Annotated in this window: 13 protein-coding genes; 10 read left to right on the forward strand and 3 right to left on the reverse strand. The window is 39.5% G+C overall.

What is annotated here, in order from left to right:
* Positions 1 to 5 precede the first annotated feature (5 nt).
* Positions 6 to 947, forward strand: a complete 942-nt coding sequence (locus J2Y67_RS16305) for a DHH family phosphoesterase (RefSeq protein WP_310175871.1) — start codon at positions 6 to 8, stop codon at positions 945 to 947.
* A gap of 43 nt (positions 948 to 990) precedes the next feature.
* Here J2Y67_RS16305 and ytrI read toward each other — a convergent pair whose 3' ends face one another.
* Both ytrI and ytrH read right to left on the reverse strand, forming a co-directional pair.
* Complete coding sequence (ytrI, locus tag J2Y67_RS16310; RefSeq protein WP_310175873.1) at positions 991 to 1,494, reverse strand: sporulation membrane protein YtrI; 504 nt, start codon at positions 1,492 to 1,494, stop codon at positions 991 to 993.
* Complete coding sequence (ytrH, locus tag J2Y67_RS16315) at positions 1,491 to 1,826, reverse strand: sporulation membrane protein YtrH (RefSeq protein WP_310175874.1); 336 nt, start codon at positions 1,824 to 1,826, stop codon at positions 1,491 to 1,493. Before ytrH ends, ytrI begins: the two co-directional genes overlap by 4 nt.
* Positions 1,827 to 2,210: 384 nt before the next feature.
* Here ytrH and dnaE point away from each other — a divergent pair, with 384 nt between their 5' ends.
* The 8 genes from dnaE to J2Y67_RS16355 all read left to right on the forward strand — a co-directional run bounded on the left by dnaE (position 2,211) and on the right by J2Y67_RS16355 (position 13,132).
* Positions 2,211 to 5,576, forward strand: coding sequence for a DNA polymerase III subunit alpha (gene dnaE, locus J2Y67_RS16320; protein WP_310175876.1), 3,366 nt, complete (start codon positions 2,211 to 2,213; stop codon positions 5,574 to 5,576).
* A 115-nt stretch (positions 5,577 to 5,691) separates the two neighbouring features.
* The gene (gene ystJ / locus J2Y67_RS16325; protein WP_310175878.1) at positions 5,692 to 6,930 is read left to right on the forward strand and encodes an NADP-dependent malic enzyme; all 1,239 of its coding nucleotides are present in this window, start codon (positions 5,692 to 5,694) and stop codon (positions 6,928 to 6,930) included.
* A gap of 8 nt (positions 6,931 to 6,938) precedes the next feature.
* Positions 6,939 to 7,547 carry a FadR/GntR family transcriptional regulator gene (locus tag J2Y67_RS16330; RefSeq protein WP_310175880.1) on the forward strand — a complete coding sequence of 203 codons (609 nt, stop codon included), beginning with the start codon at positions 6,939 to 6,941 and terminating at the stop codon, positions 7,545 to 7,547.
* Between the two features lie 214 nt (positions 7,548 to 7,761).
* Positions 7,762 to 8,637: an acetyl-CoA carboxylase, carboxyltransferase subunit beta gene (gene accD, locus J2Y67_RS16335; protein ID WP_310175882.1), complete on the forward strand. Its 876-nt coding sequence runs from the start codon at positions 7,762 to 7,764 to the stop codon at positions 8,635 to 8,637.
* Positions 8,631 to 9,608, forward strand: coding sequence for an acetyl-CoA carboxylase carboxyl transferase subunit alpha (accA, locus tag J2Y67_RS16340; protein ID WP_310175885.1), 978 nt, complete (start codon positions 8,631 to 8,633; stop codon positions 9,606 to 9,608). The genes accD and accA overlap by 7 nt, the downstream gene beginning before the upstream one ends.
* Before the next feature lie 306 nt (positions 9,609 to 9,914).
* Positions 9,915 to 10,874 (forward strand): 6-phosphofructokinase, encoded by a 960-nt coding sequence (pfkA, locus tag J2Y67_RS16345; protein WP_310175887.1) that lies wholly within the window; start codon positions 9,915 to 9,917, stop codon positions 10,872 to 10,874.
* 28 nt (positions 10,875 to 10,902) lie between these two features.
* Positions 10,903 to 12,666 carry a pyruvate kinase gene (pyk, locus tag J2Y67_RS16350; RefSeq protein ID WP_310175889.1) on the forward strand — a complete coding sequence of 588 codons (1,764 nt, stop codon included), beginning with the start codon at positions 10,903 to 10,905 and terminating at the stop codon, positions 12,664 to 12,666.
* A gap of 79 nt (positions 12,667 to 12,745) precedes the next feature.
* The gene (locus J2Y67_RS16355) at positions 12,746 to 13,132 is read left to right on the forward strand and encodes an FxsA family protein (protein ID WP_310175891.1); all 387 of its coding nucleotides are present in this window, start codon (positions 12,746 to 12,748) and stop codon (positions 13,130 to 13,132) included.
* Positions 13,133 to 14,080: 948 nt separating this feature from the next.
* Here the strand turns inward: J2Y67_RS16355 and ytvI are convergent.
* A complete protein-coding gene (gene ytvI / locus J2Y67_RS16360) occupies positions 14,081 to 15,196 on the reverse strand; it encodes a sporulation integral membrane protein YtvI (protein ID WP_310175893.1) in 1,116 nt (371 codons plus the stop codon).
* Between the two features lie 145 nt (positions 15,197 to 15,341).
* On the opposite strand from ytvI, the gene J2Y67_RS16365 reads away from it, so the two are divergent.
* A complete protein-coding gene (locus tag J2Y67_RS16365; protein WP_310175894.1) occupies positions 15,342 to 15,803 on the forward strand; it encodes a DUF441 domain-containing protein in 462 nt (153 codons plus the stop codon).
* Positions 15,804 to 16,056: the final 253 nt, after the last annotated feature.

Consider the following 16,056-nt stretch of genomic DNA (forward strand, 5'->3'; position numbering starts at 1 on the left):
ACGCCATGCAGGAAAAAATTTTAGAAACAATTAAAAAATATGAAACCATTATTGTTCACCGCCACGTTCGTCCGGATCCCGATGCATACGGGTCCCAATGCGGACTTGTCGAAATGCTGAGAGCATCCTTTCCGGAGAAAAAGGTATATGCTGTGGGGAAGGAAGAACTTTCCCTCAATTTTATGCAGCGGCTGGATTCAATTGAGGATGAGGTTTATAACGGTGCGCTAGTGATTGTGTGCGATACGGCGAACACAGAAAGAATTTGCGACAGCCGGTATACATTAGGTGATATGCTGATAAAAATTGATCACCATCCTAACGAGGACCAGTATGGAGACTTTTTATGGGTGGATACGAGCGCAAGCTCATGCAGTGAAATGATTTATGATTTCTATTTATTTGGGAAAGACCAAGGTCTAAAAATGAACGACAAAACCGCAAGACTGTTATATGGAGGAATTGTTGGAGACACCGGAAGATTTCTTTATCCAAGTACAACGGAAAAGACTTTTTCGTATGCAGGAGAATTGATCCAATATCATTTTTCACGAACAGAGCTCTATGACAAAATGTATGAGTTGGATTTAAATATCATTAAGTTAAATGGCTATATTCTGCAAAACTTTGAATTGCAGGAACATGGGGTAGCCTCGGTTATTCTTTCAAAGGAGCTTTTAAAGGAATTTGGAGCGAAACCGCCGGAGGCTTCTCTATTGGTTAGTACATTAGGGGATGTTAAAGGAATTACAGCCTGGGTCTTTTTCATTGAAGAAGATGACCAAATTAGGGTGCGTCTCCGCTCGAAAGGACCGGTAATTAATGGAGTGGCACGCAAGTTTAAAGGCGGCGGTCATCCACTTGCTGCAGGTGCATCGATTCATTCATGGGATGAGGTAGACTTGGTTTTGAATGAACTTCGTAAGGTTTGTGAAGCACATACTTAACCGAGAGGATAATAATATTGGGCCCTTTATTTAGGACCCAATATTATTCATCAAAATTGATTTCAAGTTCAATGGAAAGAGTGGTATAAATAATCATTTCTTTCACTTGCAGTTTGTATCTTTTATTGTTGATTTTCACTCTTTTATTTTCAATGATTTTTTTAATCAAATCCTTACTTTTATAAACGGTTTCTAAGTCCTTGGCCAGCATCATGCTGATATCATCCTTGGTGGATTCCTCTGTCTCAAAAGTACTTAGTTGGTCAAGCTTGAATTTTTCCCAGTTTGTAATTCGAACATTTATTTTTTGTACCGTAATTTGTTCAATATTGCGCTTATTACTCTCTTTATATTCCTGCTGCCAAATATTGATATCTTTTTTTAATTCCTGAATATCATCTTCCTGCTTTCGAATTTTTTGTGTGTGCTTTTCCTGCCATACCCCGAAAATATATAAAAAAATAACCCAGCTGATGGCCCCCCCAACAGCCATTCCGGAAAAAAATCGCTGCCACGTGGAATTTCTATAATAAGGGGGAATTCTCATGATAAATACTCCTGTGTTAACCAATTGATCAAGAGCGCTCCTGTTTGGGCACCGCCAAGTGCGGAGAGAATTAAGAGTATCTGTTTAAATACGTCTTTTGTCTCAGCATTAAAAATTCCTCTCTCAAAGCTATACACGGCATCAAAGGTTCCGCCAATCGCTGCTACAATTGCCCAAATTCTAAGGGCAGAAGACAAACGGGCAACGGCTGTCAGCGGAGGCTGTCCAGTTAGGAAAGAGGCAATTCCCCCAATCAATGACCCGCCAAGTAAAACGCCTAATGCAATAAAGTAACTTTCGATAAAAGTAGGAAAAAAGCCTATCTCTTTCATGTTTTCAACCGCCCTTACACAATATCAGTTATCCCTTACTCATTTATATGGACAAAGCCTACTGAATATGTTTTTTCACTGAAATATGAGTAATGACTAGCTCCAGCGCCTAGGGGCTCTATGGTCTACAGCCAAGCCGTCAAGAAGGTCAAAGAACAACCTTCTCGCCGGCTCGTCTTATGCTTGGCTACAAAAAGCTAACGCTTTTTGTACGCATTAAGGGCGGCTAATCACTGGCTTCGCTCCGCTTTGCCAGTGAAAAGTCGCCCTATATCGCCCCTGACCAAGGCGCTTCCGCTTTTCTGTAGGGGAACATATTTTCTTTTTTTACCTGAAGATTTATAATAATAGATAGATAAACGTTTTAAGGGTGTGATGTGACAAATGTCTTTTATTCACCTGCATGTATATAGCGCGTACAGCTTATTAACAAGTACGGCATCTGTTCCGGATTTGGTTGAAAATGCAAAGAAAATGGGGTTTTCCGCTATAGCCATAACAGACCGAAATGTCATGTACGGAACAATCGAGTTTTATAAATTATGTAAAAAATTCGATATAAAACCCATCATCGGTTTAACGGTAGATGTTCAAAATGAAGAATCAGAAGCGGAGTCCTTTCCGCTTGTCTTACTTGCAGAAAATGATCAAGGCTTTAAAAACCTGTTAAAAATATCAAGTGCGGTACAAACGAAATCACCGAACGGCATTCCTTTTAAGTGGTTAAAACATTATTCAAAAGGGTTAATTGCTATCACCCCGGGAATCGAGGGGGAAGTTGAACAATATCTATTAGAAGGGAAAGAAGAGCTGGCGGGAACTGCAGCCGGTAAGTTAAGGGCGATTTTCGGTAAGGATCATTTTTTTCTCTCGATTCAAGATCATCATTTAGAGAAAGAAAGATTGATAAGAAATGGAATTCTATCGCTTTCTAAAAAATTAAATATACCCATCGTTGCAACAAATACGGTTCATTATTTAGAGAAAGAAGATACGTTTGCACATGAATGCATGCTGGCCATTAAAAATGGTGATAAATTAAACGATGAGCATCATGAAAAATTGGGGAGTGACCAGTTTTATTTAAAAACACCCGGAGAAATGGTTGAGGCTTTTTCTGAAACACCGGAAGCTTTAGAAAATACAATCGAAATTGAAAAGCGCTGTCAGGTAAATATTGAGTTAAATAAAACCTTTTTACCTGTCTACCCAACAGAAAATGGTATGCCAGCAGGAGACTATCTGGATATGCTTTGTAAAAAAGGATTGGCTGAGCGAATTACAGACCCTTCCGATGAATATCAGAAAAGGCTTGCTTACGAATTATCTGTCATCAAACGAATGAAGTTTAGCAATTATTTTTTAATTGTTTGGGATTTTATGAGATATTCCCGTAAAAATGGGATTTTGACAGGTCCGGGAAGAGGATCGGCAGCAGGTTCGCTTGTTGCCTATGTGCTATATATTACCGATGTAGATCCGCTTAAGCATCAGTTATTATTTGAACGGTTTTTGAATCCGGAGCGAATCTCAATGCCCGATATTGATATCGATTTTCCAGACCAGCGCCGCGATGAAGTTATTGAATATGTTGCAGGTAAATATGGGAACTTGCATGTTGCTCAGATTGTCACGTTCGGAACAATGGCTGCAAAAGCAGCATTGCGGGATGTCGGCAGAGCATTTGGATTCAATTCAAAGGAATTGGATCATCTATCAAGGCTTATTCCCTCACGATTAGGAATTAACCTAAAAGAGGCATATAACGAATCAGAGGAATTGAGGAAGTTTCTTCACGAAAGTCAATTAAATCGGCGGCTCTATGAGACGGCATTGAAGCTTGAGGGGTTGCCTCGGCATACATCCACCCATGCGGCGGGAGTGGTGATCAGTGAAAAGCAGCTTGTTGAGCTAATCCCTATTCAGCAAGGAAGCGGCAATGTGTATTTAACGCAGTACTCAATGGAATACCTTGAAGAAATTGGTCTATTAAAAATGGACTTTCTTGGGTTAAGGAATTTATCGCTGATAGAATCGATATTAACTTCTATTAAGAGAAAAACCGGAAAAAAAGTAGATATCGGTTCCATTTCACTAAACGATCCCGCAACGTTTGAACTGTTAGCCAGAGGGGAAACCACTGGGATTTTCCAGCTTGAGTCTGAAGGGATGCGAAAAGTTTTAGTCCGTCTAAAGCCTTCACGATTCGAAGATATTGTGGCGGTTAATGCCTTGTACCGGCCAGGACCAATGGAAAACATTCCATTGTTTATTGATCGTAAGCACGGACGGAAGCCAGTTAGTTATCCCCATCCGGATTTAAAAAATATCCTTGAGAATACATATGGGGTAATTGTCTACCAAGAACAAATCATGCAGATTGCCTCGACAATGGCTGGATTCTCTCTAGGAGAGGCCGATTTATTGAGAAGGGCTGTTGGGAAAAAACAAAAGGAGACACTTGACCGTGAGCGAAACCACTTTGTTCAAGGGGCTAAAAAAAAGGGATATGAACAAACCTTGGCGAATGAAATATATGATTTAATTGTCCGCTTTGCCAATTATGGATTTAATCGAAGCCATGCAGTTGCTTATAGCATGATTGCCTATCAGCTTGCATATTTAAAAGCGCATTATCCGTTGTATTTTATGGCGGGATTATTAACTGCATCAATTGGAAATGAATCAAAAATTTCGCAATACATCATGGAATCAAGGCAAAAGGATATCAATGTCCTTCCTCCCTCCATTAATTACAGCGGGTATTCCTTTCAGGTTGAACCAGAAGGAATTCGCTATAGCTTAGCGGCAATTAAGGGTGTCGGAGCAGCTGCTCTAAAGGAAATCTTTGGAGCAAGGAAAAAGAAAAAATTTGAAGATTTATTTGATTTTTGCAGCCGTATTTCATCGAAAGCAATCAACCGTAGAACGCTGGAAATCCTTATCCATTCTGGAAGTTTTGATGAATTTGGTGAAGACCGTGCCATTCTGCTTGCCAGTTTAGATGTCGCAATTGAACATGCCCAGCTGGTGAACCCGGATGACACTAGCCAAATTGACTTTTTTTCCGGTGAAGAATATTTCCCGAAACCAATGTATGTACTGGTTGATTCCATCAGGCTTGAGGACAAGCTATCCTTTGAAAAAGAAGCACTTGGATTTTACCTTTCCAACCATCCTGTTTCCATTTATGAAAAGGAGTTAAAACAAAAAGGGGCTCAGGCTTTATTTGAGCTAACTGTGAACAGGAACAGGACAATATCGGGAATTTATATTACCGTATCAAAAAAAATCCGAACAAAAAAAGGTGAATCGATGTCCTTTCTAACCATTAGTGATTCAAGTGGTGAAATGGAGGCAGTGGTTTTCCCTAATGTTTATAAACGCTATTCAGCCATTTTAGACCAAGGAAAATTTGCCGTCATCGAGGGAAAAGTAGAGGAAAGGGAAGGAAAACGTCAATTTATTATCCAGCAGGCAGCAGAAATGCAGCACTGGCTTCAGGAAAATAAAAAAAATGCCTCTGTGTTATACATCAAAATTGTCAAGGAAAAGCAGGATGACCATTCTTTAAGGCAGTTATATTATTTTTTAAAGGAAGAAAAGGGGGATACTAGTGTGGTATTACATTATGAATCCACCCGAAAAACGGTACGATTAGCAAGTGAATATAATGTTGAACCTACTTCTAAACTATTGAGAATTTTGATGGACTTTCTTGGTCCAGATAACATAGTGTTGAAAGAATAATTCTTTACAACTATCGCAGATATGTTATAGTGATAATGAGACGGGTGTGGTCAGACCACTCATAGTAAAGAAAAATAATAAAAATTTTTGGTGAAAATTTAAGGGGTGACTTAGCTTGACTTTACGTGAAGAAGCATTACATATGCATCGCATTAATAAGGGGAAATTAGAATCGAAATCAAAAGTTCAAGTTCGAAATGCTAAGGATTTGAGTTTAGCCTATTCACCTGGTGTAGCGGAGCCATGTAAAGATATTTATGAAAAACCCGAAACTGTGTACGATTATACAATGAAGGGGAATATGGTTGCAGTAGTTTCCGATGGGACTGCTGTCCTTGGTCTTGGAAATATTGGGCCGGAAGCTGCATTGCCTGTTATGGAGGGAAAAGCAGTTCTATTTAAAAGCTTTGCCGGAGTCGATGCTTTCCCAATCTGTCTAAATACAACAGATGTTGATAAAATCGTTGAAACCGTTAAGCTGTTGGAGCCAACCTTTGGCGGTGTCAATTTGGAAGATATTGCTGCCCCTCATTGTTTTGTTATAGAGGAAAGATTAAAAAAAGAAGCTAATATTCCAATTTTCCATGATGACCAGCACGGTACAGCAATTGTTACGGCTGCTGGACTAGTCAATGCCTTAAAATTAATTGGTAAAAAGATGACTGAAATTAAGGTGGTTGCTAATGGTGCGGGTGCTGCCGGGATTGCAATCATTAAATTGTTATATCATTATGGTGTAAGAGATATTATCATGTGTGATACAAAGGGGGCCATCTATGAAGGTCGTCCTGCCGGAATGAATGCGGTTAAGAATGAAGTGGCGAAATTCACCAATCGTGATAATTTAGCTGGAAGTCTTGAAGATGTAATTAAAGGCGCAGATGTCTTTATTGGGGTTTCTGTTGCTGGCGCCCTTACAAAAGAAATGGTTGCGTCTATGAATGATGATGCGATTATTTTTGCTATGGCTAACCCAGATCCGGAAATTATGCCTGATGTAGCAAAAGAAGCCGGGGCAAGGGTTGTTGGAACAGGAAGATCAGATTTCCCAAATCAAGTAAATAATGTTCTTGCATTCCCTGGAATTTTCCGCGGAGCACTTGATGTTCGTGCCACACATATCAACGAAAAAATGAAAGTGGCTGCCGTTGAGGCAATTGCAGGTTTAATCACTGAAGCTGAGCTAAATGCAGATTATGTCATTCCGGGACCATTTGATGTCCGGGTTGCACCAGCTGTAGCAGCAGCTGTTGCAAAAGCTGCAATGGAAACAGGAGTCGCCCGTATAAAAGTAGACCCTGAAGAAATTAAAGAAAAAACGATGAGACTTGCTACAATTGGCAAAAGTGAGTGATATGGTAAGTGTCAAATACGAAAGTTTATCTGGAAATTGTTAAGCAGTTAAGAGAAATGATCACTGCTGATGGACTTAAGTCTGGTGATAAAATTCCATCTGAACGGGAATTGTCAGAGCGCCTGAATGTCGGGCGCTCTTCCGTTCGAGAGGCCCTTCGAGCATTAGAATTGCTAGGGTTAATTGAAACAAGACGCGGGGAAGGAACCTTTATCAGAGATTTCCGAGGGAATCAGCTGGTACAGCTTCTTAGCACCTTTATTTTACAGGACGAAAAAGCGAAACAAGATGTTTTTGAAACGAAAAATCTGATTGAAATGGATTGTCTTCGATTAGCCATTCAGCGAATGGGTAAAGAAAGTATTTTAAAACTCATTGAAAAGGTTAAAGCAAGTCGATTGAGTGATGATGAGTTTTTTTACCGAATCATTGAAAATGCTGATAACCATTTATTTTTAAGAATGTGGCTAATTTTAAAGGATTATTATAACTCACTTCATTTAAGTAAAGCTGAATATGAACAGGATGATTATCTTTTTTTACTCGAAGCGTTAGCGGAAAAAGATGAGCAAAAAACGCTTACTGCCTACCGGAATCTGCGAAAGTTGTCTTCTTAAGCGACAAATACTAACAAAATTTGAATCCCAAATCATTTATAGTGAATACAGACAAACAACGCCCGGAAAAAGAGGATTTTTGTTGGGTGGGTGGTCTGACCACTTTTAAGAACCCACAAAGGTATGAAGTAATTGAAGAATAGAAAGACTTTTGATTAGAAGGATGTAGAACTTGCCGGCTGGCCTTAGAACTACCAACGAGGGAGGTTATTTTTTGCTTAAAGACCTTTTTACAAAAAACAATACGAAGAAGAGAAAATATGCAACGATTCCAACTGAAACGGTAAAAAATGATGTTCCAGAGGGAATTATGACCAAGTGTCCTTCCTGTAAAAAAATCATGTATACGAAGGAACTAAATAAAAACCTAAAGGTTTGTATCCATTGCGGCCATCATTTCCAAATGAATTCACGAGAACGGATTGAAAGTTTTATAGATGAAGGTAGTTTTGAAGAACTAAATGAAAATATGCTTTCAAAAAATCCCTTAAACTTTCCTGATTATCTGGAAAAGCTTGAAAAAGACCGGGAAAAAAGTAAACTGAATGAAGCAGTTGTAACCGGAATTGGAACGGTGAATGGTCATAAAATTGTTGTCGCCATTATGGATGCCTCCTTCCGAATGGGAAGTATGGGTTCAGTTGTTGGTGAAAAAATAACACTTGCAATCGAGAAAGCCGATGAACTATCCGTGCCTTTTATTATTTTTACAGCATCCGGAGGCGCCAGAATGCAAGAGGGAGCATTAAGTCTTATGCAGATGGCAAAAACTAGTGTTGCTTTGAAAAGGTTTAGTGATAATGGCGGATTAATTATTTCAATGATGACACATCCAACTACAGGTGGTGTTTCCGCAAGCTTTGCTTCATTAGGTGATTATAATTTTGCAGAACCGAAAGCATTGATTGGCTTTGCAGGTCGAAGGGTAATTGAACAATCCATCCGTGAAGAATTGCCGGAGGATTTTCAAACCTCGGAATTTCTTCTAAAACACGGGCAGCTTGACGCGATTATTTCTCGTTTGGATTTAGTAGATCAAATTACTAACATTCTTGAAATCCATCAACCTGGAGGTGAGCTTGAATGGTAGGGGAACTAGAATTTGAACGTCCCATTATTGAGTTAAGAAAGAAAATCAGCGAAATAAGGGAATTTACCAAAACCGCTGATGTCGACCTAAGCTCGGAAATTGAAAAATTGGAAACACGTTTAGAGAAACTTGAAAAAGATATTTATGAAAATATTAAGCCGTGGGATCGCGTGCAAATTGCCCGCCATCCAAACAGACCGACGACACTGGATTATATTGCTGAAATCTTTGAAGGCTTTTTTGAATGCCACGGCGATCGGACCTTTTCGGATGATGAGGCGATTGTTGGTGGGATTGCAAAATTTAACGGATTACCGGTTACCATCATTGGTCATCAAAGGGGTAAAGATACGAAGGAAAATATCCGCAGGAATTTTGGAATGCCACATCCGGAGGGTTACAGAAAAGCACTTCGTTTAATGAAGCAGGCAGATAAATTTAAACGCCCGATTATTTGTTTTATTGATACAAAAGGTGCCTATCCCGGGAAAGCAGCAGAAGAACGGGGACAAAGTGAAGCCATTGCGAAAAACCTTTTTGAAATGGCTGGCCTGCGGGTACCTGTAATTTGTATTGTCATTGGAGAAGGCGGCAGCGGCGGAGCCCTTGCACTTGGTGTCGGAAATCGGATTTATATGTTGGAAAACTCTACCTACTCGGTCATTTCACCTGAAGGGGCAGCAGCTATTCTATGGAAAGACTCCGCTCTTGCAAAGCAGGCTGCAGAAACGATGAAAATCACTGCTCCAGACCTAAAAGGACTGGGGGTAATCGATGATATTATCCCTGAAATTAAGGGTGGAGCGCATAAGGATGTTAAAAAGCAGGCAGAGGAAATCAAAAACGCATTAAAGGATTCCTTACAAGAGCTTCTAAAACTTTCAGAGGACGAATTGATTGAAGACCGGTATAAACGATTCAGGACCATTGGTGAGTTTTCACTTGCAAAGGATTATATCGGCGTTCAGTAAAACGTGCCATTCTTAGGCACGTTTTTTCTATCAGTTTTTTTTTGAAACATAATATTCAATAAAAATTCTTGAAAAAGACAATGATAACGATTGCATTTCTACTTAAAACGCTTGCAGTTCACGGACTATTCCGTCTATTTTTATTGTCGTTATGAATCAGTTGTTATCGCTATTTCTTCATGTTATTTTATAAATATTCAAGTGTTTTATGCGAATACTAAAAGCAGTTGTCAATAGCATAGGCTGATTATCTAATTTTTTTGAAGTACATAAATTTGGTTGTTTAATAATAATGGGGTGATTACCATGAAAAAAATTGGGGTACTTACGAGTGGTGGAGACTCACCAGGTATGAATCCGGCAATTCGAGCAGTTGTTAGAAAAGCAATTTATCATAATGTTGAAGTTTACGGTATTTATGGTGGTTATTCAGGATTGATTTCCGGAAATATAAAAAAGCTTGAACTAGGTTCGGTTGGAGATATTATTCATCGTGGCGGAACCATGCTTCATTCTGCCCGCTGTTTGGAATTTAAAACAAAAGAAGGTCAGCTTAAAGGAATTGAGCAATTAAAGGCCCATGGAATTGAAGGACTTGTAGTGATCGGTGGAGATGGTTCGTACCGCGGAGCAAAAGCTTTGACTGAACAAGGCTTTCCATGTGTAGGAGTGCCGGGAACCATTGATAATGATATTCCGGGAACAGAGCTTACCATTGGATTCGATACGGCGCTCAATACCGTTATTGATGCCTTGGATAAAATCCGTGACACAGCTACGTCTCATGAAAGAACGTTTGTCATCGAAGTAATGGGACGCAATGCAGGGGATATTGCGCTCTGGGCTGGTCTTGCTGGTGGAGCAGAAACTATTTTAATTCCTGAAGAAAATTTTGATATGGATGAAATTGCTGACCGTCTTCGCAAAGGTCAGGAGCGCGGTAAAAAACATAGTATTATTATCGTGGCCGAAGGGGTATGCAGCGGCATTGAGTTTTCTAAAAAACTGGAGGAAGCAACCGGCTTTGATACCAGGGTTTCTGTTTTAGGACATATTCAACGGGGCGGCTCGCCAAGTGCTGCCGATCGTGTTCTTGCCAGCCGATTAGGAGCAAGAGCTGTAGAGCTTCTACTTGATGGGAAAGGTGGACGTGCAGTCGGAATCGAAAATAACCGGCTTGTCGATTACGACATCATCGAAGCGTTAGGGAAGAAACATACATTAGACCTGCAGCTTTATAACCTTTCAAAAGAACTGTCCATTTAATATTGCTCGATTTAGGAGGAAATAAAGGATGTTACGGAAAACAAAAATAGTTTGTACAATCGGTCCCGCAAGCGAGTCGGTTGAAAAATTAACACAATTAATTGAATCGGGAATGAATGTAGCAAGATTGAATTTTTCCCATGGAAATTTTGAAGAACACGGAGCACGGATTAAGAATATTCGTGAAGCGGCAAAAGAAACGAAAAATACAGTCGCTATTTTGCTTGATACCAAGGGTCCTGAAATCCGTACGAATAATATGGAAAATGGTGCAATTGAGCTTAAGTCCGGGGAAAATGTAATTGTATCCATGACAGAAGTGGAAGGAACACCGCAGAAATTTTCTGTTACATATGCCGGGTTAATTGAAGATGTCCACGTAGGTTCGAAAATTTTATTGGATGACGGTTTAATTGGTCTTGAAGTAACCAAAATTGATCAAGCTGCAAATGAAATCCATACAAAAATTTTAAATAGTGGTACATTAAAAAATAAAAAGGGTGTAAATGTACCGGGAGTTTCTGTTAATTTACCGGGGATTACTGAAAAAGATACAAAGGATATCCTTTTTGGGATTGAGCAAGAAGTCGACTTTATCGCTGCTTCATTTGTTCGACGTGCCAAAGATGTTTTGGAAATCCGCCAGCTTTTAGAAGAAAATAATGCAGCCCATATTCAAATTATCCCTAAGATTGAAAACCAAGAAGGCGTTGATAATATTGATGAAATCCTAGAGGTTTCCGATGGCCTGATGGTTGCACGGGGTGACCTTGGGGTCGAAATTCCTGCAGAAGAAGTTCCGCTAGTACAAAAAATGTTAATTAAAAAATGTAATGCACTGGGTAAACCGGTTATTACCGCAACGCAAATGTTGGATTCCATGCAGCGAAATCCAAGACCGACACGTGCAGAAGCTAGTGATGTTGCGAATGCTATTTTTGACGGAACTGATGCTATTATGCTTTCAGGGGAAACAGCTGCTGGTACGTACCCTGTAGAGGCCGTACAGACCATGCATAATATTGCCTCAAGAGCTGAACAGGCACTAGACCACAAAGAAATTTTATCAACTCGCAGCAAGGATACGGAACACAATCTTACAGATGCGATTGGGCAATCTGTTGCCCATACGGCACTTAATCTTGATGTTAGTTCAATCATTACTCCAACAGAGAGCGGGCATACGGCAAGAATGATATCAAAATATCGCCCGAAAGCACCAATTGTTGCCGTAACAGCGAATGATTCTGTCTGCCGCCGCTTATCCCTTGTTTGGGGGGTTTATCCTCAATTGGGCAGAATTTGTAAAACTACGGATGAAATGCTTGAAATTGCTGTAGAAGAGAGTCTCAACAGCGGCATTGTCAAACATGGAGATTTAGTGGTTATTACAGCCGGCGTTCCTGTTGGTGAAGCTGGTACGACGAACTTAATGAAGATTCATGTTGTTGGCGATATTATCACAAAGGCACAAGGTATAGGACGGAGATCTGCTTTTGGTAAAGTAGTAATTGCACATAATGCACAGGAAGCCAAGGAAAAAGTAAAACCTGGATCCATTTTAGTTACAATTGGCTCCGATCGCGATATGATGCCTGCGATTGAAAAATGTGCCGCACTTATTACTGAAGAGGGCGGCTTAACTAGCCATGGCGCTGTTGTAGGCTTAAATTTAGGGATTCCGGTAATCGTAGGTGTGGGAAACGCCTTAAACCTTTTTAAAGATGGCCAAGAAATCACAGTGGATGCAGCAAGAGGAGTTATTTATAACGGACACGCGAGTGTTTTATAATTAAAAAGAAGGGCTTTGCTCTTCTTTTTTTCTTTTTCAGTGGTATGATTGTCAAAACAAGCATTTGGGGGAGAGTATGATGCGTTATTTATTTTTAATGATTATTATCATTCCAGCTGCCGATATTGGGGTACTCCTTTTTTCCGGCAAAACCATTGGCGTATTGCCAACACTTCTCTTTATCCTTTTGACAGGGGTCCTTGGTGCTTATTTAGCAAAAAAAGAAGGATTACAGACCATTCGAAAAGCACAGGAGCAGCTGCGATACGGACAGATTCCCGGTGAATCGGTTCTAGATGGTGTATGTATATTGATTGGAGGAACACTCCTTATTACACCAGGGTTTATTACAGATATCCTTGGATTTCTCATGCTTTTCCCTCCAACCAGAAAACCCTTTAAATTTTTAATTAAAAATACATTCCGCAAATGGATTAACAAAGGAAATATAAAAATAATTAAGTAGGCTATGTGTTTCAATAAACATGCTTCACAAAACCATTAAATCAGCTATTTGTCTGACGTCAGATTGTCGAGAAAGGTTATTTTTCTCGGCAATTTCTCATTTTGTCTATCATTGTACAATCGAGCTGGTATTACAGTTAAAAGGGAAAAGAAAAGTGGTTTCATTGCCCGAACGAGCTGGTTTAGCGGGGGTCTATGCGACCGAATCAAGGGAAGAATCCCGTCCACGGTAGCAAAGCCGTGTTCTATGCGACCGAATCAAGGGAAGAATCTCCGTGTTCTATGCGACCGAATCAAGGGAAGAATCCCGTCCACGGAAGCGTAGCCTGGTTTTATGCGACCGAATCAAGGGAAGAATCCCGTCCACGGAAGCGTAGCCTGGTTCTATGCGACCGAATCAAGGGAAGAATCCCGTCCACGGAAGCGTAGCCTGGTTCTATGCGACCGAATCAAGGGAAGAATCCCGTCCACGATAGCGTAGCCTGGTTCTATGCGACCGAATCAAGAGAAGAATCCCATCCACGGAAGCGTAGCCTGGTTTTATGCGACCGAATCAAGGAAAGAATCCCGTCCACGGTAGCGTAGCCGGGTTCTATGCGACCGAATCAAGAGAAGAATCCCATCCACGGTAGCGAAGCCTGGTTCTATGCGACCGAATCAAGAGAAGAATCCCATCCACGGTAGCGTAGCCTGGTTCTATGCGACCGAATCAAGGAAAGAATCCCGTCCACGGTAGCATATACAAATTCTTTTAATAGTATTGAATTATTGCTTACACATTTACACAACTAAATGGACTTGACTGGTATTACAGTTAAAAGGAAAAAGAAAAGTGGTTTCATTGCCCGATTTGCATTAATTAACGCAGTGAATTGCTAGAGAAAGTAAATGAAATAAAAGGCTATCGAAAGTTTTTCGACAGCCGGTCGTCAGCTTTGCTGACGTTTTTCTATACTTTTTTTCCCATGATGAATGACCATAAATCATGGAAGACATTTGCGCGGTAAAGTGTACTAATAATGACAAGGGTAACCGGACCGAGAATTAAACCTAAAAATCCGATTAATTTAAACCCTACAAATAAGGAAATAAGAGTAGCTAATGGGTCAAGACCAATATTGGAAGAAAGAATTTTTGGCTCCATAATCTGTCTTTGAACCAATACAATCACATATAGGACTCCTAACCCAATCGCAAGCCCAGTATCTCCGGAAATAACCTCATAAATAATCCATGGAACAAAAACAGCCCCTGTACCTAGATAAGGAAGCACATCGACAATCCCTGTCACGAGTGCAATCGTGATTGCATAATCAACACGAAGGATAAGCAATCCGATTAAAATAATAACAGTAGTGATGGAAATAAGGGTCAATTGTGCTTTAATAAACCCAAATAATGCTTTTTTCAAATCAACAAAAACAGTTCGTCCACTGGACTTTGCTTTTTCAGGTAATAATTTTCCACAGAGGGCTGACAATCGATACCAATCTTTACTGATAAAGAAGGTTGCCAATAAAGAGAAGATTAAAACGGTAGCAGCAGTTGGAAACCATGATAGAATGTTTGGAATAACCCCGAAAAGGTTTTGGATGAAAGAACCGACAGTGGTGCCGATATTCTTCCCAACATTTTGGATATTTCCGATAATGGTATCCTGCTGGCCGACATCAAGCTTATTAAATACACTCGTTAATTGATTATAGAACGGAATAATCTGGGCAGTAACGACTTTTTCAATATAATCAATTAATGTATCAAGGTGTTCCGGTACTACCTTGGCGAGGTAATTTGCCCCAGAAACAATTTCTGCAACTAATAACGTAATCAATCCTACAAATAAAGCAAAAATAAAGATGAGAGCCACGAAAACAGCAAGTACCCGCGGCATTTTTGCTTTTTTCTCTAATATATTAACCAAAGGATTAATCAAAAAGGCAATAACAAGACCGATTAGAAATGGATAGGTCACTTTTGATACATAATAAAAAGATAATAATCCAAGAACAACAATTCCCGCTACTAAAAGGAATCTTAGCGTTCTATATAAATATTTTAGATCCAAGCCTTAACCTCCTTTCCAAAATGACCTAATACGATTAGATATATTTTAACATTTTTGAAGGAACCTGCATATTTTTCCATTCGGTTTTTTAAGTACCTCTTTTATGAAGTTATACTGATATATTAATTTTCGGGAGGCTTAACAAATGATAAATCAGTCATTATTGTTTTTATTGTTATTACTCGGCATTGGTTTTATTGCTAAAAATAACTCCTTAATGGTTGCAATTGCAGTATTGCTTTTACTTAAGTTTAGCGGATTAGGGACCAAGTCGTTCAGCATTTTACAATCAAAAGGAATCAATTGGGGTGTTACGATAATTACAATTGCTGTTTTAGCTCCGATTGCAAGTGGAGAAATTGGTTTTAAGGATTTAACAGGTGCATTTAAATCATCCTTTGCTTGGATTGCCCTTATCTCCGGAATGGCTGTTGCCTTATTAGCCAAAGGAGGAGTTTCATTACTTGCGGATGATCCTCAAATTACGACTGCATTGGTTTTAGGCACTATTTTATCCGTTTCAATTTTTAAAGGTGTGGCAGTTGGACCGCTTATTGGGGCAGGTATAGCTTATACTGTTATGAAAGTTGTTGATTTTTTTACTTAGATGTTTTGTAAAAATAATATTTTTTTACTTTTTCGTGTCCTTCTCATTCACAAAACTCTGATAATTGTGTATAATAGTTTATGTAAGCGTATCCTTTTTTACATAACTCACTAACATATGATAAAATACTTTTATAATAATCAAATTATTATAAGGGAAGTCTTAGCTTTTTCCGAGCAAGCGCTCACTCTGTTGGAAATTAAAGAGATGGGTAAATAGTAAATAGGAGAAAAGCACAAACATTAATATTTTC

This window comes from Neobacillus niacini, from assembly GCF_031456445.1.
Taxonomy (GTDB): Bacteria; Bacillota; Bacilli; order Bacillales; family Cytobacillaceae; genus Neobacillus; species Neobacillus niacini_I.